Source organism: Chitinophaga caseinilytica (assembly GCF_038396765.1).
In the GTDB taxonomy this organism is placed as follows: domain Bacteria; phylum Bacteroidota; class Bacteroidia; order Chitinophagales; family Chitinophagaceae; genus Chitinophaga; species Chitinophaga caseinilytica.
Genome location: NZ_CP150096.1, coordinates 1802036 through 1822960, shown reverse-complemented (window position 1 = coordinate 1822960; position 20925 = coordinate 1802036). Strand labels below are relative to the sequence as shown.

The window sequence follows — 20925 nt, the reverse complement described above, 5'->3', positions numbered from 1 at the left end:
ACTAAAGGTATCGGATTTATATCATTTTCCCGCTGCGGATGCGCAAAAAGCGGTTCACGGGCGCGGGCAGCTCTTCTTCATAATGCGTAACGTAAATCATGGTCACATCCATATGTTCGCAGAGCATTTCAATGATTTTTTTGAAGTGATTTCGCTGGTGATCGTCCAGGCCCTGGGTAGGCTCGTCGAAAATAAGCAGCGGCGGATTTTTCACGAGGGCGCGCGCCAGCAGCACGAGCCGCTGGATGCCGGCGGGCACGTTCTTGAACAGCTCCCCGGTATAATTCCCGCATTCCAGCACCTGCAACCATTTCCCGGCGGCTTCCAGTTGCTCCGGCGTGGCGGGGCGCATGTAGCCGATGGTGTCGTAGAACCCGGAAGCGGCTACCTGGAGGCAGGTGGCGTCGGATTTGAAATACTGGTGCAGCTCGGGGGATACGAAACCGATCTTCCGCTTGATGTCCCAGATGCTTTCGCCGCTGCCTCTTTTACGGTCGAACAGTACGATGCGGTTGGCGTACGACTGTGGGTTATCGGCCGTGATGAGGCTGAGGAGGGTGCTTTTCCCGGAGCCGTTCGGCCCCAGGAGCGCCCATTTCTCGCCGGAGCGGACGTGCCAGTCGATGCCGTCGAGGATAACGTTTTCGCCGTATTTCACATGGATGTTTTCCATTTGCACGATGGATGTGAAATCGTATTTCGGGGCGCTTTCGGTGAGGGATGCCACGAGCCCCGCGTCCATGGCGGTGGCGGCAGCTTCCGGCGCTTCCGGGCGGTATTGCGCCAGGAATCCGGCGCGCGTCCAGGAGCCGGCGATGCGGCCGCCGTCCAGTTCGAGGACGTGGGTGATGGCGGCGGGGATTTCCTGCGGGGTGGTGACGAGCACCACGGCCACTCCCGATGCGGCCAGGTGGTCTACGATGCCGTGGAATGCCTGGCGGGCGGCCACGTCGAGGCCGATGAAGGGATTATCGAGGAGGAGGAGCTCCGGCCGGCGCAGGAGCGCCCGGGCGATCATGACCCGGCGGGTTTCGCCGTTGGAAAGCTTGATGAGCTCCTTGTGGCGGAGGGGCCCGATGTTGAGGGGCGCCAGCAGCGGGTCTTCCGAGCGGTTTTCGAGGTATTCGTCGACCGTAGGCGCATCTGAGGAGTCCATCGAGTTGAAACGCTGCTGGTAATAAAAATCCGGCATGTTGGATTTGTTCCTGAAATCGTTGTGATGCCCTACCATGGCCACGAGGCGGCGATAATTGAAGTAGGGGTCATCTACGGGGTGGGCCTCGCGGTAACGTTCATAAAAATAATGTCGGATACTCCCGCCGATCACATTATTTTTGCCGATAATTGTGTGAAGGAGGCTGGTCTTACCGGCCCCGCTCCTGCCAACTATCGCCCAGTGCTCACCGGTGTTGACATGCCAGGTGAATTCCTTCAGAAGGGTGAACTGCTGGTTACGGACCGTGATATGGTCCATCGACAGGAATGGGAGAGAATGGCTGCTCATGTTCAAAAAGGCTGTATGGTTTCCGGGGCCAATTTCGGCACTCTATCCCTGAAATCAAACCCCCAAACGTGAAAAATTATCAAAAAAGGGTATAATAATGGATATAAGGTGGGAAATCAAGTCGTTCGGGGAGCTTAGCAACGAAGAATTGTACCAGGTGCTGCGGCTGCGGAACGAGGTGTTCGTGGTGGAGCAGAATTGTGCCTACCAGGATGCCGACAACTACGACCAGCGGGCTTTCCACGTAATGGGCAGCACGGATGCCGGATTGGCAGCCTATACCCGGATATTTGCGCCCGGCATCAAGTTTGACATGGCTTCCATAGGCCGGGTGGTCACAGCTTCGTTTGCGAGAAATCATGGTTTCGGGCGGGAGCTGATGAACGTTTCGATCGCTGCGGTGCAGGAGAAATGGGGAAATATCGCTATTAAGATCAGTGCACAGCAATATTTACAGAAATTTTATGAATCTTTGGGGTTCGTACAGCGAAGTGATACGTATATGGAGGATAATATCCCCCACATTGAAATGATTAGAGCATAATTATATATAAATTCAAAAAATGACGCCACTTGAACAGCTGCGTAAAATGCTGGACGAGCAGTATTATACGCAACAGAAAGAGGAATACTCGGTAGAATTGTTCCCCGGGCTTTCCGAAGACGAAATTGACGACATCGGCAATCAATTGCGCACCAATTATATCCCGGACGAGATCAGGGAACTCCTGGCCTTTTCCAGCGGTTTCCTCTTTTACGGCCTGGACGCCATTACTTTCGATGCGGTAAATGAATTCGAGATCCCGAACCTGATCCCCCGTTCTATCCGTATCGCCGGCGACGGCTACGGCAACAGCTGGGTGGTGGACGTGGATGCCGAGGGCGACTGGGGCAGCGTGTTCTACGTTGGCCATTCTCCCGCTGTGATCGTGAAGCAGGCGGATTCCCTCACGGGTTTCCTCGAACAGCTGCACGAATACGGTAAAGACCCGCGCAAATCGAACATCGGCCTGGTACACGAGATCGTCGTGAACGACATCTGGAACCGGGAAGACGGGCTGATCGGCCGCGACGATGCCAGTTATTCTGAAGACGCCGAACTGTCTGACTTCGCGCGCCGCCTGCCCCATTACTATATGCTGGGCGATCTGCGCTTCAGCGAAGTGGGCTCCGGTTTCGCATGGGGCAAGTTCAGCACCGACCCCCGCGGTATCATCCGTTTCAAGGAGGGATATCTCTGGGGTATCGAGAAGAAAACTCCCCGGCCCGGTGGCTTCGGCGGAGGCGGTGGTCGCTTCGGCGGCGGTGGCGGCGGTCGTTTCGGCGGCGGCGGTAACCGTGGCGGCGGTGGCTACGGCGGCGGTAATCGTGGTGGCGGCGGCTATGGCGGCGGTGGAAACCGTGGCGGTGGCGGCGGTTACGGCGGCAACCGTGGCGGCGGCGGTTATGATCGCGGCGGTGGCGGCGGCGGATACGATCGCGGCGGAGACCGCGGTGGTTACGGCGGCGGCGGAGATCGTGGCGGTTATAGCGGCGGTGGCGACCGTGGCGGATATGACCGCGGCGGCGGATACGATCGCGGCGGTGATCGCGGGGGATACTCCGGCGGCGGCGACCGTGGCGGTTATGATCGCGGTGGCGACCGTGGCGGCTTCGACAGAGGCGGCGACCGCGGCGGGTACGACCGTGATAAAGGTAACAGCGGCGAAGAACGCGACTTTAACAGATAATATCGCTAAGGTATATATGCAAATCCCCGGTCCGACGGACCGGGGATTTTTTATTCAAAAAAATCCCCGGCTGACCAGCAACCGGGGACGCATATCTTTCGTTCCAACCCATCAGGGAAGGCTCATTTTCTGCTTCACTTTCCACATCGGCAGCAAATAAGAGATCGTGTACTGCATATCGAACACATTCCCCTTGTTACCTTTGCCGAAACCCGGGATCACCATCGGCGGATAATCGCCTTTCGATATCTTCTTCGTCAGCAGCAACCGGTCCTGGATGCTCCAGCCGAGGTAAAAATTCTTCAATACTTCCACTTTCATCCCCACCGACAGCTCCACCCAGTGGGCCGTTTTGGTGGACGATGCCAGGCTGCCCTCAAAATCTCCCCAGTAACTGCCGGGCACCTCGTACTTCGGCAATTCGTAGTTGAACAACGCGAATCCGTATTTCATCCCGGCGAACAGCATGAAATTCTCTTTCGGCACCTGCTTTTTCAACAGGTTGTAATTCACGCCCAGCGAAATCGCGATGCCGTTGCCCTTGTAATTGTACAGGGTATCCGAATGCGAAGTGCGGTTCCAGGAAATATCCGAAGCAAAGAAAATACGGTCGCGGTAACGGGCGTCGAGTGTTATGGTAGCGTCTGTACGATACGGTTGGAAAAAGTGCATCGCAATGCGCGACAGGTCCGTACCGATACGCAGCCCTGCCGGCACTTCCACCACCAGGGCCTTCGCGGAATCCTTCTTTTTGTCCTGCGGGGCGGCAGCACCTTTTTCCTGCGCAACAGCACAGCAGGCGATCAGCAGGAAGCAGGCGCTAAAAATGGAGGATAATGTGAATTTCATTAATCGTTGTTATGTTTTTGGCATTGAGCTGCACGGATTTAACGACATTTTTGGTAGACCAGGCGGAGTCGATGTTGAAATACATCACTACGCCGCACCCGGCCGACACGAAATGCGGCTGGCGTTTATACGCAAAGGTAAGCGTATCGGCCTTCGCCGTACTGTCTGTCTGGAAATAGAACCGGCTCGTATCGTTATGCAGATCGAGCGGCAGTTGCATGCCGCTGAGGCCGGTGCGCTTCCGGATCAGGCTGTCTTTGTTCAGGGCAAACACCGTCACCTTGGGCAGCACGGTATCTTTATTCTGCGTGGGATTGCCGGGAACGGGATAGCGGAAACGGATGTTGGCAGAGGTACGCGTATCCTGGTCGCACACCTTGGTATCGTCGTCGCACGCGGAAAGTGCCGCTATGCAACAAAGAAACAGGAACAGATATTTCATATAACGGGCTGTTGGCATGTTCGCCTATTGCTTGAGTTCTTTCTTCAAAAATAGGGCGGTATGGCTTTCCTTGCACTGGCTGACTTCTTCCGGGGTCCCGGTGGCGAGGATGCGCCCGCCGCCTTCGCCGCCTTCGGGGCCGAGGTCTACCACATAATCCGCCACTTTCACCACATCGAGGTTATGTTCGATCACGAGTACCGTGTTCCCCCGGTCTACCAGTTTGTTCAACACGTTGAGCAGCAGCTGGATATCCTGGAAATGGAGGCCTGTTGTGGGCTCGTCGAGGATATAGATGGTTTTACCGGTATCCTTTTTCGACAGTTCCGTCGCTACTTTCACCCGCTGTGCCTCGCCACCCGAAAGGGTTACGGCCGATTGCCCCAGGGTGATGTATCCCAGGCCAACGTCTTGCAACGTCTTCACTTTGCGGTGAAGGTACGGCACCGCCTGGAAGAATTCCACGGCTTCTTCGACGGTCATATCCAGCACATCGCTGATGGATTTGCCTTTATAGCGGATTTCGAGGGTTTCGCGGTTATAGCGGCGGCCGTTACATTTTTCGCAATGCACGTACACATCCGGCAGAAAGTTCATTTCGATCACCCGAACGCCCGCACCTTCGCAAACGTCGCAGCGGCCGCCTTTCACGTTGAAGGAGAAACGGCCGGCGTTGTACCCGCGGATTTTGGCTTCGGGCACCGCGGCAAAAAGCTGCCTGATCTCCGTGAAGAATCCGCAATAGGTAGCGGGATTGCTGCGCGGGGTGCGCCCGATGGGCGACTGGTCGATCTCGATCACCTTATCCAGCTCCTCCAGCCCTTTCACGCTTTTATATGGCATGGGCGTCAGTTTGGAGTTGTAGGCGTGGCGGGAAAGGATCGGGTATAAAGTTTCGTTGATGAGCGTAGATTTGCCGCTGCCGGATACGCCGGTCACGCAGATGAACGTTCCGAGCGGCAGTTTGATGCCGACATTTTTGAGGTTGTTGCCGGATGCGCCTTTCAGTTCCAGGAACTTCCCGTTGCCTTTGCGGCGCTCTTTGGGCACGGTGATTTCGTGTATCCCGTTCAGATATCCCGCCGTGGCGGTTTTCAGCTTCAGCATTTCGGCCGGGGTGCCCTGGGCTACCACCTGGCCGCCGTGCAGGCCCGCGCCCGGACCGATATCGATCAGGTGGTCTGCGTGCAGCATGATATCTTTATCGTGTTCCACCACCAGCACCGAGTTCCCCATTTCCTTGAGGTTGCGCAGTGCGTCGATGAGGCGCATGTTATCGCGCTGATGTAGCCCGATGGAAGGCTCATCGAGGATATAGGTGATGCCCATGAGCTGGGAACCGATCTGCGTGGCCAGGCGAATACGCTGGCTTTCGCCGCCGGAAAGCGTGCGGGTAGGGCGGTTGAGCGTGAGGTAAGTGAGGCCCACGTCCAGCAGGAACCCGAGGCGTTCGCGGATTTCCTTCAGCACGTCTTTGGCGATCACGTTCTGCTTGTTGCTCAGGCGTTTCTCGATATCGCTGAACCAAACGGCCAGGCTGGCGAGGTTCAGTTCTCCGAGCTCGGAAATATTTTTCCCGTCTACCTTAAACATGAGGCTTTCCTTCTTGAGGCGGGTGCCGTTGCATTCCGGGCAAGCCGAAAGCTGCATGAAGCCTTCGGCCCAGTTGCGCACGTAGTCGGAAGAAGTGTCGTTGAAATACCGGCGTACCATATTTACTACGCCTTCGTATTCGGTGGCGTAGGGCTCGGGGGTACCATTCTCCTCGAATCCCATGTCCACTTCCAGTTTGCCGTTCTCGTCGCCGAAAAGGAGCACATTGAGGGCGTTTTCGGGGATTTTATCGATGGGCGCGGAAAGGGAGAATTTATATTTTTTGGCGAGTTGCTGTACCTGCTTGAAAGTGAAGGTGTCGCGCGCTTCGCCGAGGGGCACGAGGCCGCCTTCGTTGATGGATTTGCTGCGGTCGGGCAGCACATCGTCCATATTGATCTGGTAAATGGTGCCGAGGCCTTTGCAGCGGGGGCAGGCGCCGTAGGGCGAGTTGAAGGAGAAGGTGTTGGGCGACGGCTCTTCGTAGGAAATGCCCGTGTCTTCACACATCAGCTGCCGGCTGTACTGGGAGAGCTTTCCGGAATCGTGGTCCATGACGAACATGAGCCCTTTGCCCAGCTGGAGCGCTTTCTGGACGCTCTGGCTGATGCGCACGCGGGCATCGTCCTGCACCTGGATGCGGTCTATCACCAGTTCGATGTCGTGGATCTTGTACCGGTCTACCTGCATTCTTTCCTTGAGGTCCATCACTTCCCCGTCTACCCGCACCTTAACGAACCCCTGTTTGCGGACTTGTTCGAAAAGTTCGCGGTAGTGGCCTTTACGGCCGCGGACGAGGGGGGCGAGGATGACCAGTTTCTTTTTCGGGAAATGGGAAAAGATGTGCGCCATGATCTCTTCTTCGGAGAAGCGGGTCATGCGCTTGCCGGTGTTATAGGAGAAGGCTTCGCTGGCGCGGGCGTATAGCAGGCGGAGGAAGTCGTAAATCTCGGTGATGGTGCCAACGGTGGAACGGGGATTCTTGTTGGTCGTTTTCTGCTCGATGGAAATAACGGGAGACAGGCCAGTGATCTTGTCTACATCCGGGCGTTCCATATCGCCGATAAACTGGCGGGCGTAGGCCCCGAAACTTTCCATGTACCGGCGCTGACCTTCGGCGTAAATGGTGTCGAACGCCAGCGACGATTTGCCGCTGCCGCTGATGCCTGTAATTACGACCAGACTGTTTTTCGGAATACGGATATCCAGGTTTTTCAGGTTATGTTCCCTGGCGCCGTAAACTTCGATCATTTCATCGCTGTGCACGATAGGAGCCGGTTGTTCCGTTGTTTTTTGCTTTTTTGCCATATTAGATCCCGAACGCAAATTGAGGGTATAAAACTACGCATTTACCAAGGGATGGAAAAATCCGAGTTTCCCCAATTATATAATGAAAAAATAAATATCAATAAATCAAATATGTGAAGACCGGCAAACTACATGTCGGCTTTCCGGTTAATTTTGTGCATCCCTTTCGGGGGAGTGCTGTTAGCCCGAATCCCTGCTGATCTAATACCCTGCAAAAATCCAGAACGAAATGCACATTGTTATCCCCTGCCGGATAAACGGCCCATGCTCCCAATATTTCCCGAACTGTCCGCCGTTGGCGCGTTGGCGGGATTTTTCCTGGTTTACGCCCGTTCATTCACCATAAAAAACTGTTTTCCTTGCCCTTGCTGTGGAACCGTGCCGAGATTGAATGTCACCCAAACTGATCTGTTTGCCCCAGGCTGTTTACCCACATCACGTTAAAACATAGCATGAAATGAAAACAATCCATTACGCACTGTTGCTCGTCGCGATCTCTTCCGCGGCTTGCAAGAAGCCCCATTATCCCCCGCATACCGGAAAATGCCCCGAGCCCGCCAACTGCCAGCTCACTGTAATGCACACCACCCAGGGCAACGGCCCCCGGTCTGGAGGCCTCCCCGAAAACTCTGCAGAAATCACCCGCGATGCCGCCAACCGCCCCATCAAATACCGCGGATATGCCACCGCCTGGGAGGCACCTACCGTCAACAACATCAGCTACCCGGGCAACCGGATGGTGCTGACAGACAGCGCATCCGGCCAAAAACAAATGGAAGTATGGCTGAACGCCTGCGGCCAGCCAGACTCCCTGGCCTGGTACGCCCTCGGCACCACCTACGACCATCCGCACCAGGTATACTACCATTACAACGCCGACAAAAAACTCACCGGGTTCAGGTCTGTCTACAACGCGTTCACGCCTTATCAAACCGTTCACAACATCGATATCAAACGCGATGCCCATGGCAACGTACTTGAAATGACCGACGGCATGACCTTCGTCAAATGGACGTACGATTATTCCAAACCCACACCGCCATTGCAGTTTGGGTACCAGTCCAGCGTAACGGCTTACTGGTCCAGCACCATCATTCTCGAGCAATTCGGCCTTATCGATTTCCGTCCGCGGCATCTGCCCAAAACGAAGCAGGATTGCATGAACGGCTACGTTTTCACCCCCACGATGTTTACCAACTTCGTCATCAGCGGCGAAAAACTGTTGTCTTACGAAGTGTGGGCCAAACCCGAAGAATCTACCGAATGGCTTTACGGCAATACCATCACGCTCACCTGGAACTGCCGTGGTTACAGCGGCGGCCCTAAATTTTAACGGAATCATCTTCCCGGTGGTTACGGCAGCGGGTAAAATGCCGTAGCCGCCGGGCTTTCGATATCAACAAAAACTTGCAGCATTTTCGGTCCAGCAAACCCAACACAATTCCCTATATCATTTTTCATACAAACAATCCCTCCATCATGAAACAAATCCCTGTTATTCTCTTCCTGGCCTGCCTTTCCCTGCTCGCCTGCAAAAAGAACCCGCATTTTCCGCAACAAAATTGCCCCGAGACTGCAGACTGCCAGCTAACGGCATTGCATACCACGGTGGGCCTGAGCCGCGTTTCCGAAGGACCGGAATACAGCTCTGAAATCTTCCGCGGCTCCGATGGCCGCCCGGTTAAACACCGCGGCTACCTGACCGCCTGGGGCGTGCCGTACGTGAGCAACATCACTTATTCCGGCAACCGGATGACGCTGACCGACAGCGCCACGGGCATCAAGCGCATGGATGTCTGGTTCAACGCCTGCAGCCAACCCGATTCGGCCACCTGGTACGATACCGGGCTCCCCAACGAGATTCCGGCGCGTACCCGCTACAAGTACAATTCCTCCAAAAAACTGACCAGCTTCGTTGTGACTTACAACGAATCGATCCCCGGCGGCGTAGTCAAAGAAGCGCAAGTCATCCGCGACGCGCATGGCAATGTGCTCAAACTGACAGACGGCTCCAGCATCACGGAATGGACGTACAATTACAACGCCCCCATTAAGCCGGCACAGATTTATTACCTCACTCCATCCCAGCCTACATGGTCTGCTACGTTCCTGCTGGAACAATTCGGGTCCATTGATCTCAGACCCCGCCATCTTCCCAAAACCATTGCCTCGAATATGGGCGGCTACCAATTTGCGACCGAATCGATCGCCAATGTGGTGATCAACAACGGCAAAGTAATTTCATATGATCACCGTACCGGCAGCGACCCGGCGTCCGGTGAACACCTCCGCACCGTAACACTGTCTTACCAATGCCGCTCCGGTCATCCCGGCAAATTCTAGCATAGATCTTTATCCGCCGGCCGGGTGAAACACACCGGGCGGCGGATATCCTGAAACCCGGCACCATTGCGTGAGACCATCTTTCCCCTTCATCTTGTTCTCCAATCAAAATATATCGCCATGAAACAAACCCTGTTATTATCCTCGTTCATTACCATCAGTCTGTTTGCCTGCAAAAAAATCCCCACCATCCCCACCCCAATTGTCCTGATCCGGCAAAATGCAGCCTGGCTTATATGTTTACCAGCAATGCGCAGGCGACCCACAATTCCGGCGAGCCCGCTGTTACGGCCGTTATTGAAAAAGACGGGTTGGGCAGGCCTTCCAAGTACTGCGGCTATGCGACGAATTTCAGCAAGCTGAGGACCAATTACATCACTTACACCGGCAACCGCATGACCTTTACCGACAGCGCGGACGGGTTCAAGCGACTGGAAGTCTTGTTCAATGCCTGTGGCCAACCCGATTCCACATCCTGGTTCCAACCGATGGACGGGACCTGGGAATATGCGGCGAACCTCAAGTTCCGCTACAACTCCGGTCGCGAGCTGACGGGCTTTATTGCCTACGTGCCTGTGTCGCACGGCATCATTCCATTTGAAACCAACATCCTTCGCGATGGATACGGCAATGTGACCGGGATCGACGATGGCGGCGCACACGGAACCTACATTACATACGACTACACGAAGCCGAATCCGGACCTGCGATGGTCGCGGATCACGGCGTCTTTCCCGGAATGGGCCGCAGTGACCATTCTCGATCAGATGGGGATGATAAATTTCAAAACTTCCCACCTGCCCAAAACACTGCAGGAATGGCAGGGAGACTATAAGTTCGAAGACATTTACTTCGAAAATTTTGTGATCAACGGCGGTAAGGTATCCTCGTATGATGTACGAAGGAATGCTCCGGGATCGCCCGACCACGGCGCATTTCAATATACCATTACCGCTGCATGGACTTGCAGCAATACCTGGCCTCATGGCAAATAAAGCTGCCCGGCCGTCGTGACGGGTAGCTCAAAAACAAATCAGCACTTGACCAATCCCAGATAACCCACTCAACAACAACGGGCGCATCAGATGATGCGCCCGCTTGCTTACTTTCCTGCCGGAATTTGTCCGGCGCTTACTAAATCGGCGCTTCGCACTGATAACACTTTGAAAGGCCGTTAAAAAATGACCGGAGGCTTTCCGGCGGGGAGACCACTTCCCTGCGCCGCCTCCGGCCGGTCGGAATTTCCGCTCAGCGATAACTTTTCACTGAGGTGGAAGTAGCCGCCAGCGTGGAGATTCGCCGGGGGATACCCGTGTTGGCAACGGAATCCGTGATTTGTAACATGGGGTCGTAATCCGGGATGTGCTCCAATCGGAAGCGGTAAAATACCGGGGCGGGATGTCTTTGAATCATCCTGTAACCCGGCTCAGGCTTTGTTTTAGCCAGATACCCTCCGGTGATCGGATCAATGATCGTTCCCAGTAACATGGGATCGTGGTCCGGCGTTGCATCCGGTTTGAATTGGAACGCGATCGGTTGGATGTAATGCTTCGTTACCATGGAACCAGCTTCCGCAGCGGGTTCCGTCAGTTCGATCGCACTTTCCACAAATGCTTCACTTTCCAGCAACATGGGATCGTGGTCTGGCGTTGCATCCGGTTTGAATTGGAACGCGATCGGTTGGATGTAATGCTTCGTTGCCATGGAACCAGCTTTCGCAGCGGGTTCTGTCGGTTCGATCGCACTTTTCACCCATGCTTCACTTCCCAGCAACATGGGATCGTGGTCCAGCGTTGCATCCGTTTTGAATTGGAACGCGATCGGTTGGATCCGATGCACCGTTGCCATGGAACCAGCTTTCGCAGCGGGTTCCGTCAATTCACCACCGGGCGCGTTGCCGGGCAATTGTGGCTCGCGGTCCGGGCCGGCTTCTACCCTGAACCGGTACGAAACGGGAACAGGGGATTTTTTCGTTGCCCCGAAAGCCGCCGCACGGGCGGTATCGGGCACAACGGAATGGGGTGTGGACAAAGATTCAGTGTCCATCAACATGGGATCGTAGTCCGGAATATGATCCAGGAAATTATAACGGATCGGTACCGGGTGAACTGTCTGCCGGGCACATCCCGATGTCAACATAACAATGGTGGCTGCTACCAGCACGAACAGGGTTTTACAATGTTTCATTACTTGTTTTTGTTTTGCTTTTATCCGGCCGCTTTGCCCGGATGTCTTATCCAGCTCCATTTACTTTACCGATTATTGGAGAAGTCCGCCACACCGGAACAACCGCCCACAAAGCCGCGCTTCGCCCCCCGCTCCGGCCCCCGGCTTCCGCCGCAGGACCATCGCGCCGGGAAACACCTCGCGCACCCGGCGCATCTGTACCGGGTTTGTCTTATACTTCGTGTGCAATACACTGCCCGCCCGCAGCGAAACTCGCCGCGAACAAACATCAGCCATCACTCCGGCACCTGCGCTGATTTTCTTCGGCGCCCGCATCTCGCAGCGCGCCAACGGCTACTTACAGCCCGTCGCAGGAATTACCCGGAACAACCGCCCATACTGCATTACAGCATAGCCGCCCCTCAGGCAATGGCAAAAATCGGAAATCAATCAAGTTGTGATAAAACAGCCTACATCGCATTCGGATTGAAGGTTAACGAAGGCAAAAATACTAAAAATTTTAGCAAAAAGAAGGAGAATTTGGGATATTTGATTTGATAATGCGTAAAAAACTAAAAGGGCGGAAGTTGTATTTCCGCCCTTTTTTATCGTCAATTATGTTTGTCAGTTTAGCCCTTGAACTTCGCGAAAGCCGCAATGGCATTGTGCCCGCCAAATCCAAAAGTATTGCTCAGCGCCACATTCACCGTACGCTGCTGCGCCTGGCCCAGCGTCAGGTTCAGGCCCGCAGGAATGTCTTCTCCCAACTCGGTCGTATTGATCGTCGGAGGAACAATGTCTTCCTTCACCGCCATGATACAGGCGATCGCCTCAATCGCGCCGGCTGCGCCCAACAGGTGCCCCGTCATCGATTTCGTAGCACTGATGTTCAGCTTGCTGGCATGATCGCCGAACAGCGTCTTGATCGCCTTCAGCTCGCTCACGTCGCCCAGCGGCGTCGAAGTAGCATGCGCGTTGATGTAATCCACATCAGTCAGCGTAAGCCCCGCATCGTCCAGCGCTTCCTTCATGCCCAGCTGCGCGCCAAGCCCTTCAGGATGCGTAGCCGTGAGGTGGTAAGCGTCGCAACTCATGGCACCGCCCACCATTTCACCGTAGATCGTAGCTCCGCGCGCGATCGCGTGGTCGTAATCTTCGAGAATGATCGCTCCCGCGCCTTCGCCCATTACAAAACCATCGCGGTCTTTGTCGAACGGACGGGAAGCATGCTGCGGATCGTCGTTACGGGTGCTCAATGCCTTCAAAGCGTTGAAACCCGCGATGCCCGCGCGTGTTACCGGGCTCTCGGAACCACCGGCCACGATCATGTTGGCCTTGCCGAGACGGATATAGTTGAAAGCGTCTACCAGCGCACTGTTGGAAGATGCGCAGGCAGAAACGGTGCAATAGTTGATACCCATCAGCCCGTACTTGATCGCGATCTGGCCGGCCGCGATGTCGGAAATCAAACGGGGGATGAAGAACGGATTGAACTTCGGAACGAAATTCATCTGCGCGAATTCTACGATCTGGTCTTCGAAGGTCTGCATACCGCCGTTCCCCGACGCCCAGATCACTCCAAACCGGCTACGGTCCACCGTCTCCAGGTTCACGCCGCTGTTCTCGATCGCCTGCTGTGCGGCAATCATGGCATACTGCGTAAACATATCCATCTTCCGCGCTTCCTTCTTCTCTATATATGCTTCAATGTCCAATCCTTTCAGTTCACAGGCGAATTTAGTCTTGAATGCTGTGGTGTCGAACCGGGTAATAGGGCCTGCGCCGCTCTTACCGGCTTTCATGTTTTCCCAGAAGGAGTTTACATCCAGACCGATCGGCGTGATGGCTCCCATCCCGGTTACTACGACTCTCCTCAGTGTAACAGTACGCATAAAATTTACTTTGAATGACAAAAGTTAGGTCGCAAAGTTACTCGAATATTATCACGTTTGTGCATACGCATGAGAAAAAAGACGCATATACTTTGATTTTTAAATCCCTGCAACCCCAAAACCCGTTAAAACTGTAAATATATCGGCATCATGGGCTCCTGCGTCTTCACCTCGTTCAACATCCAGATAAACAGCACCATCACCGCCGCCGCTCCCGCCCAATGCAGGTTGGAAAAGCCCAGCGACAGTTTTTCATCCCATTTCGACGGTAAAAAATGCAGCAAATAGCCCAAACCCATCAACATAAAAACCTCCGGATATCCGGCCAGCACTTCGCTCAGCAAATGCCCCTGGAAATTCCCCGTCACCTGCCCCAGCAATTCCCAGGCCCCGGCGAAAGTTTCCGACTTGAAAAATATCCAGCAGAAACAAACCAGGTGGAACGTGAACAGCACGCCGCCGATTTTCCACAAACCCGCCCGCAAAGGCGTGGCCCGCAACCATTCCCGCTTTTTCTGCCAGCCGGCCCATAATTTATCGACCGCCAAAGCCCCGCCATGTACGCCTCCCCAGAATATGAAATTCCAACTGGCACCATGCCAGAAACCGCCCACGAGCATCGTCAGCATCAGGTTCACGTACTGCCGGAACTTGCCTTTGCGGTTGCCGCCCAGGGGAATGTAGACGTAATCGCGCAGCCAGCTCGACAAACTAATATGCCATCTCCGCCAGAATTCCGTGATGGAACTGCTTTGATACGGCTTGTCGAAGTTCGGGGGGATGACGAATCCCGTCCACCGGGCAATCCCGATCGCCATGTCGGAATAGCCGGAAAAGTCGCAATAGATCACCATCGCGTAGCCGTAAACGCCCAACAGGCACTCGATTCCGGTGTGGCGCGCGGGATCGTCGAAAATATATTGTACGAAATGCTGGTAAATGAAATCTGAAATGACCACCTTCTTGAAAAGCCCGTTCATGATAAGGAACATCCCTTTCCCCACGTCTTCCTTCGACAGCACGTACGGCCGGCGGATCTGCGGGATGAAGTCTGCCGCCCGCACAATGGGGCCCATCATCAGTTTCGGGAAAAACGACAGGAAGAACAAGTAATCCATGAACTTGTCTACCGGCTTGATCTCCCTGCGATACACATCTATCGTGTAACTCAGGTTCTCGAACGTGTAAAACGAAATCCCGATCGGCAGCAAAACCTGGATGGGATGGATGTTCCCGCCGGCGAGGTCGTTGATGCAGTTGATGAAGAAATTCGTGTATTTGAAATAGAACAGCAGCCCGATGTTGATGATGACGCTGAACCAAAGCAATCCTTTCCTGACGCTGTCTTTCGTTTCGCGGTGGATGCGGTTGCTGAGGTAAAAATCCACGATGGCGGCGATGATGACGAGCATGACGTAGCTGCCGCAGGCGAGGTAGAAAAAATACAGGCTGAAGAAGCTGAAAACGGCTACCCGTCCGCGTTCGCTGTTGCGTACGAGTTGGTAGCAAAGCAGGAATGCCGCGAGGAAGAACAGGAAGAAGCCGCTGTTGAAAAGTATCGGCGACTTATCGTTGTACAGGAGCAGGGAGGTCAGGTTGTCGAGGGACATGCGTCAGTTTTTCCGTATGGTTTGTTGCCAGTTACGATACCCTTGCAGGATGGCTTTTCCGAGCTGTTCGCCCTGCAGGCGGTAACCGTATGCGTTAAAGTGGACATGATCGTGGCTCCAGGCGCGGGTATACCGGCTATCGGCCCGCATTTCGCCGAAGAGGTCCCAATAGGCGTGACCTTCTTCGCGGCAGAATTCGATGATGGCCTGGCGGACCGTTGCGGCCTGGGGTACGGCGATGAATTTGGTGCGGTATTTCGTGCGTTTGGAGCCTTTCGGGCGGTAAGGCACGGACCGCTTCTTCATCATGCCGGAGGGCGGTGTGGTGAACAGAAACTTTGCATCCGGCGCGTATTCCCGAACTGCGGTCACTGTCTTTTCCATTTCCGTTTTCAATTGAACGGCTGTTATTGCGCCGAAGGCTTCATTCGTCCCTAAAGAAAAAATGACGAGCAAGGGCTTCGTCAGCATCCCCGCCGCACCCGCTACTCCACCGTCGAAAAGATTGTATTGTTGAAACTGGGCGCCGTTGATACCGATGGCGCTGTAAGTAATGCCTTTAGCGTTGCGCTCGTCAACAGCTCCGTAAAACCGGCTGATCCCGGGGAATCGTATCGCCATGGCCGTCATCCCGCTATCCGCTTTGATGCGAACTTCGCGCTCCGGCGCATCTTTACTGCCTTCAAACACCGATCCGCCGGCAACTTCCGGTACATCATTCCCTTTATACCAAACCCGCAGCCAATCGATCGCGCTGTCTGACGTAAACTGGACCGTAGCCGGTGCTAACTCCCGGGAAAGCATAATGCCACCGGGCCCGGGCCATTCGGCCTGGTTACGGTCTACCATCCGCTCACCGTTCCAGCGGACATTGCTGCTCCATTTGTACCCGTCCGGCCCGTTGGTGCCAGCCAGGTTGTAGGGGAACACGAAGCCCCGTCCGGCGTAACCGAACTGGTCTTGCAGCACTTTCCGCACGGCATCGGGGTAAGTGCCGGCCTGAACGTGGGAGTCGCCCAGATGCAGCATGGATATGGCATTTGTGCTGGTATCGAGGGCCTGGTACACGGGGTACAGGTTCGTATCGTTCATCAGCTTCTGGGCATGCGCGCCCAGCCAGCCGCCGGCCAGCAACATCATGGCAACCGCCCGTCTACATAGCTTCCTGCCTGAATTCATCCATGATCGCTTTATACAGCAGGGCGCCCACTTTGGAAGCCCCGCGGAAGTTGAAGTGTGTATAATCTTTATTCGCCAGCGCCTGCTCGCCTTCCACCCAGCGCGCCATCGCCCCGTCTCCACCCATGGCGGAATAGAGGTTCCAGTACGCCATGCCGTTCTCTTCGGCGAACTGGTGCTGCACTTTCAGCAGCGCCTTCACACCGGGAGCCGTCACGTATTTCCCGTTCTTGCGGTACGATTTGTCTGCCGTGCCCACGATGAGGAAGCTGGATTGCGGGAAGTACCTCCGCAAAGAATCCACCACCTTTTCCATGGGCCGCTCGTACCAGTCGAACCGCGTGTTTTCGGGCATGAACAGCACATTGGCGCCGTAATGCAGCACGATCAGGTCGTACGGGCGTACCGACTGTACCTGTTTCCACATGTCGCTGCTGAGTTTCCCCAGCTCGATGCCGCTGATCCCGCGGAAAGAAAAATTATCGAGGAAAATCCCGTTTCCGCTTTCGAAGCAAACGCCGTAGAGCGGCACTTTCTGTTCGCCGGCAAATTTGAAGGTAAGGGAGCGGGTGGCCGAATCGGCGAGGAACGAGTAGGCGTTGAGGTTACCATTTCCGTGCAGTTCTGCGGGCTGGTCGTTGATCTTCACCTGTCCGGCGCCTTTCCCGTACAGCAGGCTCACTTCGCCGAATTCGTCGAGGCGTTGCCGTTTGACGGGCTGGAAGCGCACCCAGCTTTCGGGAGCGGGCATGAAGGCGTGCCCTGAAATGCCGAGCTCCACGCCGGCAGGCGGGGAATTTTTGAAATGATAGTCGGTCCAGTTGGGAGAAAAGCTGTGCGTGATGGTGGTCCTGAATCCGGAAACGACGGAAGTGGCGGGCACGAACCCGACGCCTTCGCCGCCGAAGTATGCCTGGAGGCTATCGCGGAGGTCCTGGGTGATGAGGTCTCCCTCGATCATGGAATCTCCGAAATAGGCAATGCGCACTTTTTTGCGGGACCCGGTCCGGAGTTGACGGAGGGCTTCCACGAAGTGGTGCATCCCGGCGCCGGAGGGGCCCGTCGTATAGCCGTAGTCGAGAATACCCGGGTAAGTGAGATAGTCCCGCGGCGGAAGGGGCGCCCTGTGCAGGGAATCCGCTTTCCGGGCCGTGTCTGCCGCGGCCAGCAAAGCCGTGTCGGTGACCGTTTCCGTAACGGGAGCGGGTGTACGCAGATCGGCGAAAATATCGAGTGGACGAAGGGTGTAATTACCCGCTGAAACCACCGGTTTCAGGAACGAAACCGCTGCCAGGCCCACGATGGCGCCCATGGTTATAAGAAGCGGATAGGGATGTTTATTTCCGGAAGACATAAGTCGGCATATTCGAAATAAGCGGTCTTCCCGCTGCAATCAGTCGCAAATCTACAGTTTGGCGAGCTTCATTGCATCATCCAGTTCATATAATTTGTATTTTTTAATCATGGACCGTACCCTGCTCACCCAAACCTGCCCTGCGGAAGAGTAGCCGGAACGGATCAGCTTGTCGAGCCATTGATTATAATCGTCGTTTCCTTTCATGGCCACGAACCACTTCTTTTTCATCACCACTTTCGTAAAATGACGATAGGAAGCGGAGTCGCTGGTGTACTCGCGGTACATGCTGCGATAGGTGAAACCGCGCCTGGCGAGATTGTTTTTTCCGACGATTCCGAAATGATTTTTCAGCAAACGGGCGTTTTTACTCGTGCCCATGCCTGATTCCAGCATTGCGATGCCGAGAATGACACTGGCCGGTACACCGGTTTCCTGGGAGAGGGTAACTGCAACGGGGCGAAATTGCTCAATATACTTTTTGGGGGTCTTCTGCGCCGAAACGGTCAAACTGGAAATCAGCATCCCGCCCAACAGCAGCTTTCTTTTGGTTAAAAACATGCGAAATATTTAGATGAACCCATCCACACTATTCCCGGATCACCCCGCAATATTACGCCATTCTGAAAGATTAAATGTAAGTGATATGTTAATATGTTATAATTCATGGGAATTATTATATCATATTAACATGATTTCTTCATGAATGGAGAAAATAACGTCAGGCTTCGTCCTGCGCGCAGTCGGCGAAAGTGAAGTTCAGATGCCCGGTACGGAGCCCGTGCCCCTGGTACACCACCATTTTCAGCCAGTAACGGCCATCGTCGAGATGGATCAGTTCACAGGTTTCGATCTGGAGGTTGTAGAAGGATCGAAGGTCCATATCCAGCTGTAAATCAGCCGTTTGATCGAAAACAAAAGGATACAGGCGGTCTTCGTCCGACTTTTCGTCGTACACGGCGAAAGTGAGGGCGATAGACTCGTCTTCGAAATTGAAACGCAACTGGTAAATGCCCTGGTCTGCGAGGCTGAGTTGCTGTATGGCGGCAATGGTTTGAATGGTCGTTTCCATATTCTGTATGCTGAAAAGAGAAGCCATACCCGTTGTGGATATGGCTTTCATAAGGTAATAACTGTCAGTTTACAATTACTTTTTCACGAGCGACAGGGCCAGTTCGTCGAGCTGTACCTGGTCGATAGAAGACGGTGCGTCGAGCATTACATCGCGGCCCGAGTTGTTTTTCGGGAAAGCGATGAAGTCGCGGATCGTTTCGCTGCCGCCCAGCAGGGAGCAGAAGCGGTCGAACCCGAAAGCGATCCCCCCGTGCGGAGGCGCGCCGTACTCGAATGCGCCCAGCAGGAACCCGAACTTGTGGTCTGCCTCTTCCTTGCTCATTCCGAGCGCGGAGAACATTTTCTCCTGCAGGTCGCGCTGGAAGATCCGGATGGAGCCACCGCCGATTTCGGTACCGTTCAGCACGATGTCGTAAGCGTTCGCCTTGATCTTCGCGTATTGCGACAGGTCGTCCATCAGGTGGATATGCTCGGGCTTGGGCGCCGTGAACGGGTGGTGGCGGGCTACCCAGCGGTTTTCTTCTTCCGCGTATTCGAACAGCGGGAAGTCGATCACCCACAGCGGCTTGTACACGTCTTTGTTACGGAGGCCGAGGCGCTCGCCCATTTCGAGGCGGAGCTCGCTCATGGCTTTGCGGGTGCGCTCTTCCTTACCGGCGAGGATGAGGATGAGATCGCCCGGCTGGCTCTGGCACTGGTCTGCGAACAGTTTCAGGGCTTGCTCGTTGAAGAATTTATCGACAGACGATTTCAGGGAACCGTCGGTATTGTGCTTGATGTACACGAGGCCGTTCATGCCGATCTGCGGGCGTTTCACCCATTCGGTCAGCTCATCGAGCTGCTTGCGGGTGTATTCGCTGCAACCGCTCACGTTGATACCGACAACCAGTTCCGCATCGTCGAACACTTTAAAACCGTTGCCACGGCCCACTTCGCCGAGATCAACCAATTTCATTTCGAAACGGATATCGGGTTTGTCGTTGCCGTAATACTTCATGGCATCGTCCCAGGTCATGCGGGGGAAGGGCTCGTTAAACTCGATGCCTTTGATTTCGCGGAAGATGTGTTTGGTCATCTCCTCGAAATTGCCCAACACGTCTTCCTGGTCCACGAAGCTCATTTCGCAGTCGATCTGAGTGAATTCGGGTTGACGGTCGGCGCGGAGGTCTTCGTCGCGGAAGCACTTCACGATCTGGTAGTACCGGTCGTACCCGCTCACCATGAGCAGTTGTTTGAAGGTTTGGGGCGACTGTGGCAGGGCGTAGAACTGGTTGGGGTTCATACGGCTGGGTACCACGAAGTCGCGTGCGCCTTCCGGAGTGGATTTGATGAGGTATGGCGTTTCCACTTCCATGAACCCGCGGCTGTCGAGGAAGTTCCTGGCAGCGCGGTTTACGCGGTAGCGGAGCGTGAGGTTTTGTTTAACGATGTTGCGGCGAAGATCGAGGTAACGATATTTCATGCGCAGTTCATCGCCGCCGTCGGTATCATCCTGGATGGTGAAGGGCGGTGTTTTGGAACTGTTGAGTATTTTGAATTCCGACACGATGATTTCGATATCACCGGTGGGGATGTTGGGATTTTTGGCCGTTCTTTCCGACACGGTGCCTTTCACCTGGATCACGAATTCGCGTCCGAGCGGCTGGGCCTCGAGTTGGGCGCTGAGCGATTCGCCCAGCAAGATTTGCGTGATGCCGTAGCGGTCGCGCAGGTCAACGAAAGTCATGTTCGCGTGTAACTTACGGACGGTCTGCACCCATCCGGCCAGTGTTACCGGCTGGCCCACATGTTCCATGCGCAATTCTCCACATGTATGCGATCTATACATTGTTTGCTGTCTTTTAAATAAAGGAGGTCAAAGATAAGAAAGCCCGCGGGAAA

General features: G+C 54.8%; 17 protein-coding genes. 5 read left to right on the top strand and 12 right to left on the bottom strand.

The window, feature by feature from the left end:
- Positions 1–16: 16 nt before the first annotated feature.
- On the bottom strand, positions 17–1504 hold the full coding sequence (locus tag WJU22_RS07820; RefSeq protein ID WP_341842681.1) for an ATP-binding cassette domain-containing protein: 1488 nt from the start codon (positions 1502–1504) through the stop codon (positions 17–19).
- Between the two features lie 97 nt (positions 1505–1601).
- On the opposite strand from WJU22_RS07820, the gene WJU22_RS07815 reads away from it, so the two are divergent.
- Together WJU22_RS07815 and WJU22_RS07810 are read left to right on the top strand one after the other, a co-directional pair.
- A complete protein-coding gene (locus WJU22_RS07815; RefSeq protein ID WP_341842680.1) occupies positions 1602–2048 on the top strand; it encodes a GNAT family N-acetyltransferase in 447 nt (148 codons plus the stop codon).
- 19 nt (positions 2049–2067) lie between these two features.
- Positions 2068–3234, top strand: a complete 1167-nt coding sequence (locus tag WJU22_RS07810) for an SMI1/KNR4 family protein (RefSeq protein WP_341842679.1) — start codon at positions 2068–2070, stop codon at positions 3232–3234.
- Positions 3235–3345: 111 nt separating this feature from the next.
- Here the strand turns inward: WJU22_RS07810 and WJU22_RS07805 are convergent, their stop codons facing one another.
- Genes WJU22_RS07805 through uvrA form a run of 3 tightly spaced genes read right to left on the bottom strand, consistent with a single transcriptional unit; the run spans position 3346 to position 7426 of the window.
- Entirely contained in the window at positions 3346–4083 is a 738-nt protein-coding gene (locus WJU22_RS07805; protein WP_341842678.1) for a DUF6048 family protein, read from the bottom strand.
- On the bottom strand, positions 4055–4525 hold the full coding sequence (locus WJU22_RS07800; protein WP_341842677.1) for a DUF6452 family protein: 471 nt from the start codon (positions 4523–4525) through the stop codon (positions 4055–4057). The genes WJU22_RS07805 and WJU22_RS07800 overlap by 29 nt, the downstream gene beginning before the upstream one ends.
- A 24-nt stretch (positions 4526–4549) precedes the next feature.
- Positions 4550–7426: an excinuclease ABC subunit UvrA gene (gene uvrA / locus WJU22_RS07795; protein ID WP_341842676.1), complete on the bottom strand. Its 2877-nt coding sequence runs from the start codon at positions 7424–7426 to the stop codon at positions 4550–4552.
- Between the two features lie 457 nt (positions 7427–7883).
- Here uvrA and WJU22_RS07790 point away from each other — a divergent pair, with 457 nt between their 5' ends.
- From WJU22_RS07790 to WJU22_RS07780, 3 genes are all read left to right on the top strand, one after another.
- Positions 7884–8759, top strand: coding sequence for a hypothetical protein (locus WJU22_RS07790; protein WP_341842675.1), 876 nt, complete (start codon positions 7884–7886; stop codon positions 8757–8759).
- 146 nt (positions 8760–8905) lie between these two features.
- Complete coding sequence (locus WJU22_RS07785) at positions 8906–9769, top strand: hypothetical protein (protein ID WP_341842674.1); 864 nt, start codon at positions 8906–8908, stop codon at positions 9767–9769.
- Between the two features lie 236 nt (positions 9770–10005).
- On the top strand, positions 10006–10764 hold the full coding sequence (locus WJU22_RS07780) for a hypothetical protein (protein ID WP_341842673.1): 759 nt from the start codon (positions 10006–10008) through the stop codon (positions 10762–10764).
- A 253-nt stretch (positions 10765–11017) separates the two neighbouring features.
- On the opposite strand, the gene WJU22_RS07775 is transcribed toward WJU22_RS07780, so the two are convergent.
- The 8 genes from WJU22_RS07775 to aspS form a co-directional block, all read right to left on the bottom strand.
- Positions 11018–11956, bottom strand: coding sequence for a hypothetical protein (locus WJU22_RS07775; protein ID WP_341842672.1), 939 nt, complete (start codon positions 11954–11956; stop codon positions 11018–11020).
- A 608-nt stretch (positions 11957–12564) separates the two neighbouring features.
- On the bottom strand, positions 12565–13827 hold the full coding sequence (gene fabF, locus WJU22_RS07770) for a beta-ketoacyl-ACP synthase II (protein WP_341842671.1): 1263 nt from the start codon (positions 13825–13827) through the stop codon (positions 12565–12567).
- Between the two features lie 125 nt (positions 13828–13952).
- A complete protein-coding gene (locus WJU22_RS07765) occupies positions 13953–15437 on the bottom strand; it encodes an MBOAT family O-acyltransferase (protein WP_341842670.1) in 1485 nt (494 codons plus the stop codon).
- Between the two features lie 3 nt (positions 15438–15440).
- Positions 15441–16616 carry a GDSL-type esterase/lipase family protein gene (locus WJU22_RS07760; protein ID WP_341842669.1) on the bottom strand — a complete coding sequence of 392 codons (1176 nt, stop codon included), beginning with the start codon at positions 16614–16616 and terminating at the stop codon, positions 15441–15443.
- Positions 16591–17970 carry a hypothetical protein gene (locus WJU22_RS07755; RefSeq protein ID WP_341842668.1) on the bottom strand — a complete coding sequence of 460 codons (1380 nt, stop codon included), beginning with the start codon at positions 17968–17970 and terminating at the stop codon, positions 16591–16593. The genes WJU22_RS07760 and WJU22_RS07755 overlap by 26 nt, the downstream gene beginning before the upstream one ends.
- Before the next feature lie 51 nt (positions 17971–18021).
- Positions 18022–18531 (bottom strand): glucosaminidase domain-containing protein, encoded by a 510-nt coding sequence (locus WJU22_RS07750; protein ID WP_341842667.1) that lies wholly within the window; start codon positions 18529–18531, stop codon positions 18022–18024.
- Between the two features lie 160 nt (positions 18532–18691).
- Entirely contained in the window at positions 18692–19042 is a 351-nt protein-coding gene (locus tag WJU22_RS07745; RefSeq protein WP_341842666.1) for a hypothetical protein, read from the bottom strand.
- Positions 19043–19117: 75 nt separating this feature from the next.
- Entirely contained in the window at positions 19118–20872 is a 1755-nt protein-coding gene (gene aspS / locus WJU22_RS07740; protein ID WP_341842665.1) for an aspartate--tRNA ligase, read from the bottom strand.
- Positions 20873–20925 lie beyond the last annotated feature (53 nt).

Excerpts from the sequence above, each read along its gene's own strand:
- WJU22_RS07820 (WP_341842681.1), bottom strand. The coding sequence starts at position 1,504 with ATGAGCAGCCATTCTCTCCCATTCCTGTCGATGGACCATATCACGGTC.
- WJU22_RS07815 (WP_341842680.1), top strand. The coding sequence starts at position 1,602 with ATGGATATAAGGTGGGAAATCAAGTCGTTCGGGGAGCTTAGCAACGAA.
- WJU22_RS07810 (WP_341842679.1), top strand. The coding sequence starts at position 2,068 with ATGACGCCACTTGAACAGCTGCGTAAAATGCTGGACGAGCAGTATTAT.
- WJU22_RS07805 (WP_341842678.1), bottom strand. The coding sequence starts at position 4,083 with ATGAAATTCACATTATCCTCCATTTTTAGCGCCTGCTTCCTGCTGATC.
- WJU22_RS07800 (WP_341842677.1), bottom strand. The coding sequence starts at position 4,525 with ATGAAATATCTGTTCCTGTTTCTTTGTTGCATAGCGGCACTTTCCGCG.
- uvrA (WP_341842676.1), bottom strand. The coding sequence starts at position 7,426 with ATGGCAAAAAAGCAAAAAACAACGGAACAACCGGCTCCTATCGTGCAC.
- WJU22_RS07790 (WP_341842675.1), top strand. The coding sequence starts at position 7,884 with ATGAAAACAATCCATTACGCACTGTTGCTCGTCGCGATCTCTTCCGCG.
- WJU22_RS07785 (WP_341842674.1), top strand. The coding sequence starts at position 8,906 with ATGAAACAAATCCCTGTTATTCTCTTCCTGGCCTGCCTTTCCCTGCTC.
- WJU22_RS07780 (WP_341842673.1), top strand. The coding sequence starts at position 10,006 with ATGTTTACCAGCAATGCGCAGGCGACCCACAATTCCGGCGAGCCCGCT.
- WJU22_RS07775 (WP_341842672.1), bottom strand. The coding sequence starts at position 11,956 with ATGAAACATTGTAAAACCCTGTTCGTGCTGGTAGCAGCCACCATTGTT.
- fabF (WP_341842671.1), bottom strand. The coding sequence starts at position 13,827 with ATGCGTACTGTTACACTGAGGAGAGTCGTAGTAACCGGGATGGGAGCC.
- WJU22_RS07765 (WP_341842670.1), bottom strand. The coding sequence starts at position 15,437 with ATGTCCCTCGACAACCTGACCTCCCTGCTCCTGTACAACGATAAGTCG.
- WJU22_RS07760 (WP_341842669.1), bottom strand. The coding sequence starts at position 16,616 with ATGAATTCAGGCAGGAAGCTATGTAGACGGGCGGTTGCCATGATGTTG.
- WJU22_RS07755 (WP_341842668.1), bottom strand. The coding sequence starts at position 17,970 with ATGTCTTCCGGAAATAAACATCCCTATCCGCTTCTTATAACCATGGGC.
- WJU22_RS07750 (WP_341842667.1), bottom strand. The coding sequence starts at position 18,531 with ATGTTTTTAACCAAAAGAAAGCTGCTGTTGGGCGGGATGCTGATTTCC.
- WJU22_RS07745 (WP_341842666.1), bottom strand. The coding sequence starts at position 19,042 with ATGGAAACGACCATTCAAACCATTGCCGCCATACAGCAACTCAGCCTC.
- aspS (WP_341842665.1), bottom strand. The coding sequence starts at position 20,872 with ATGTATAGATCGCATACATGTGGAGAATTGCGCATGGAACATGTGGGC.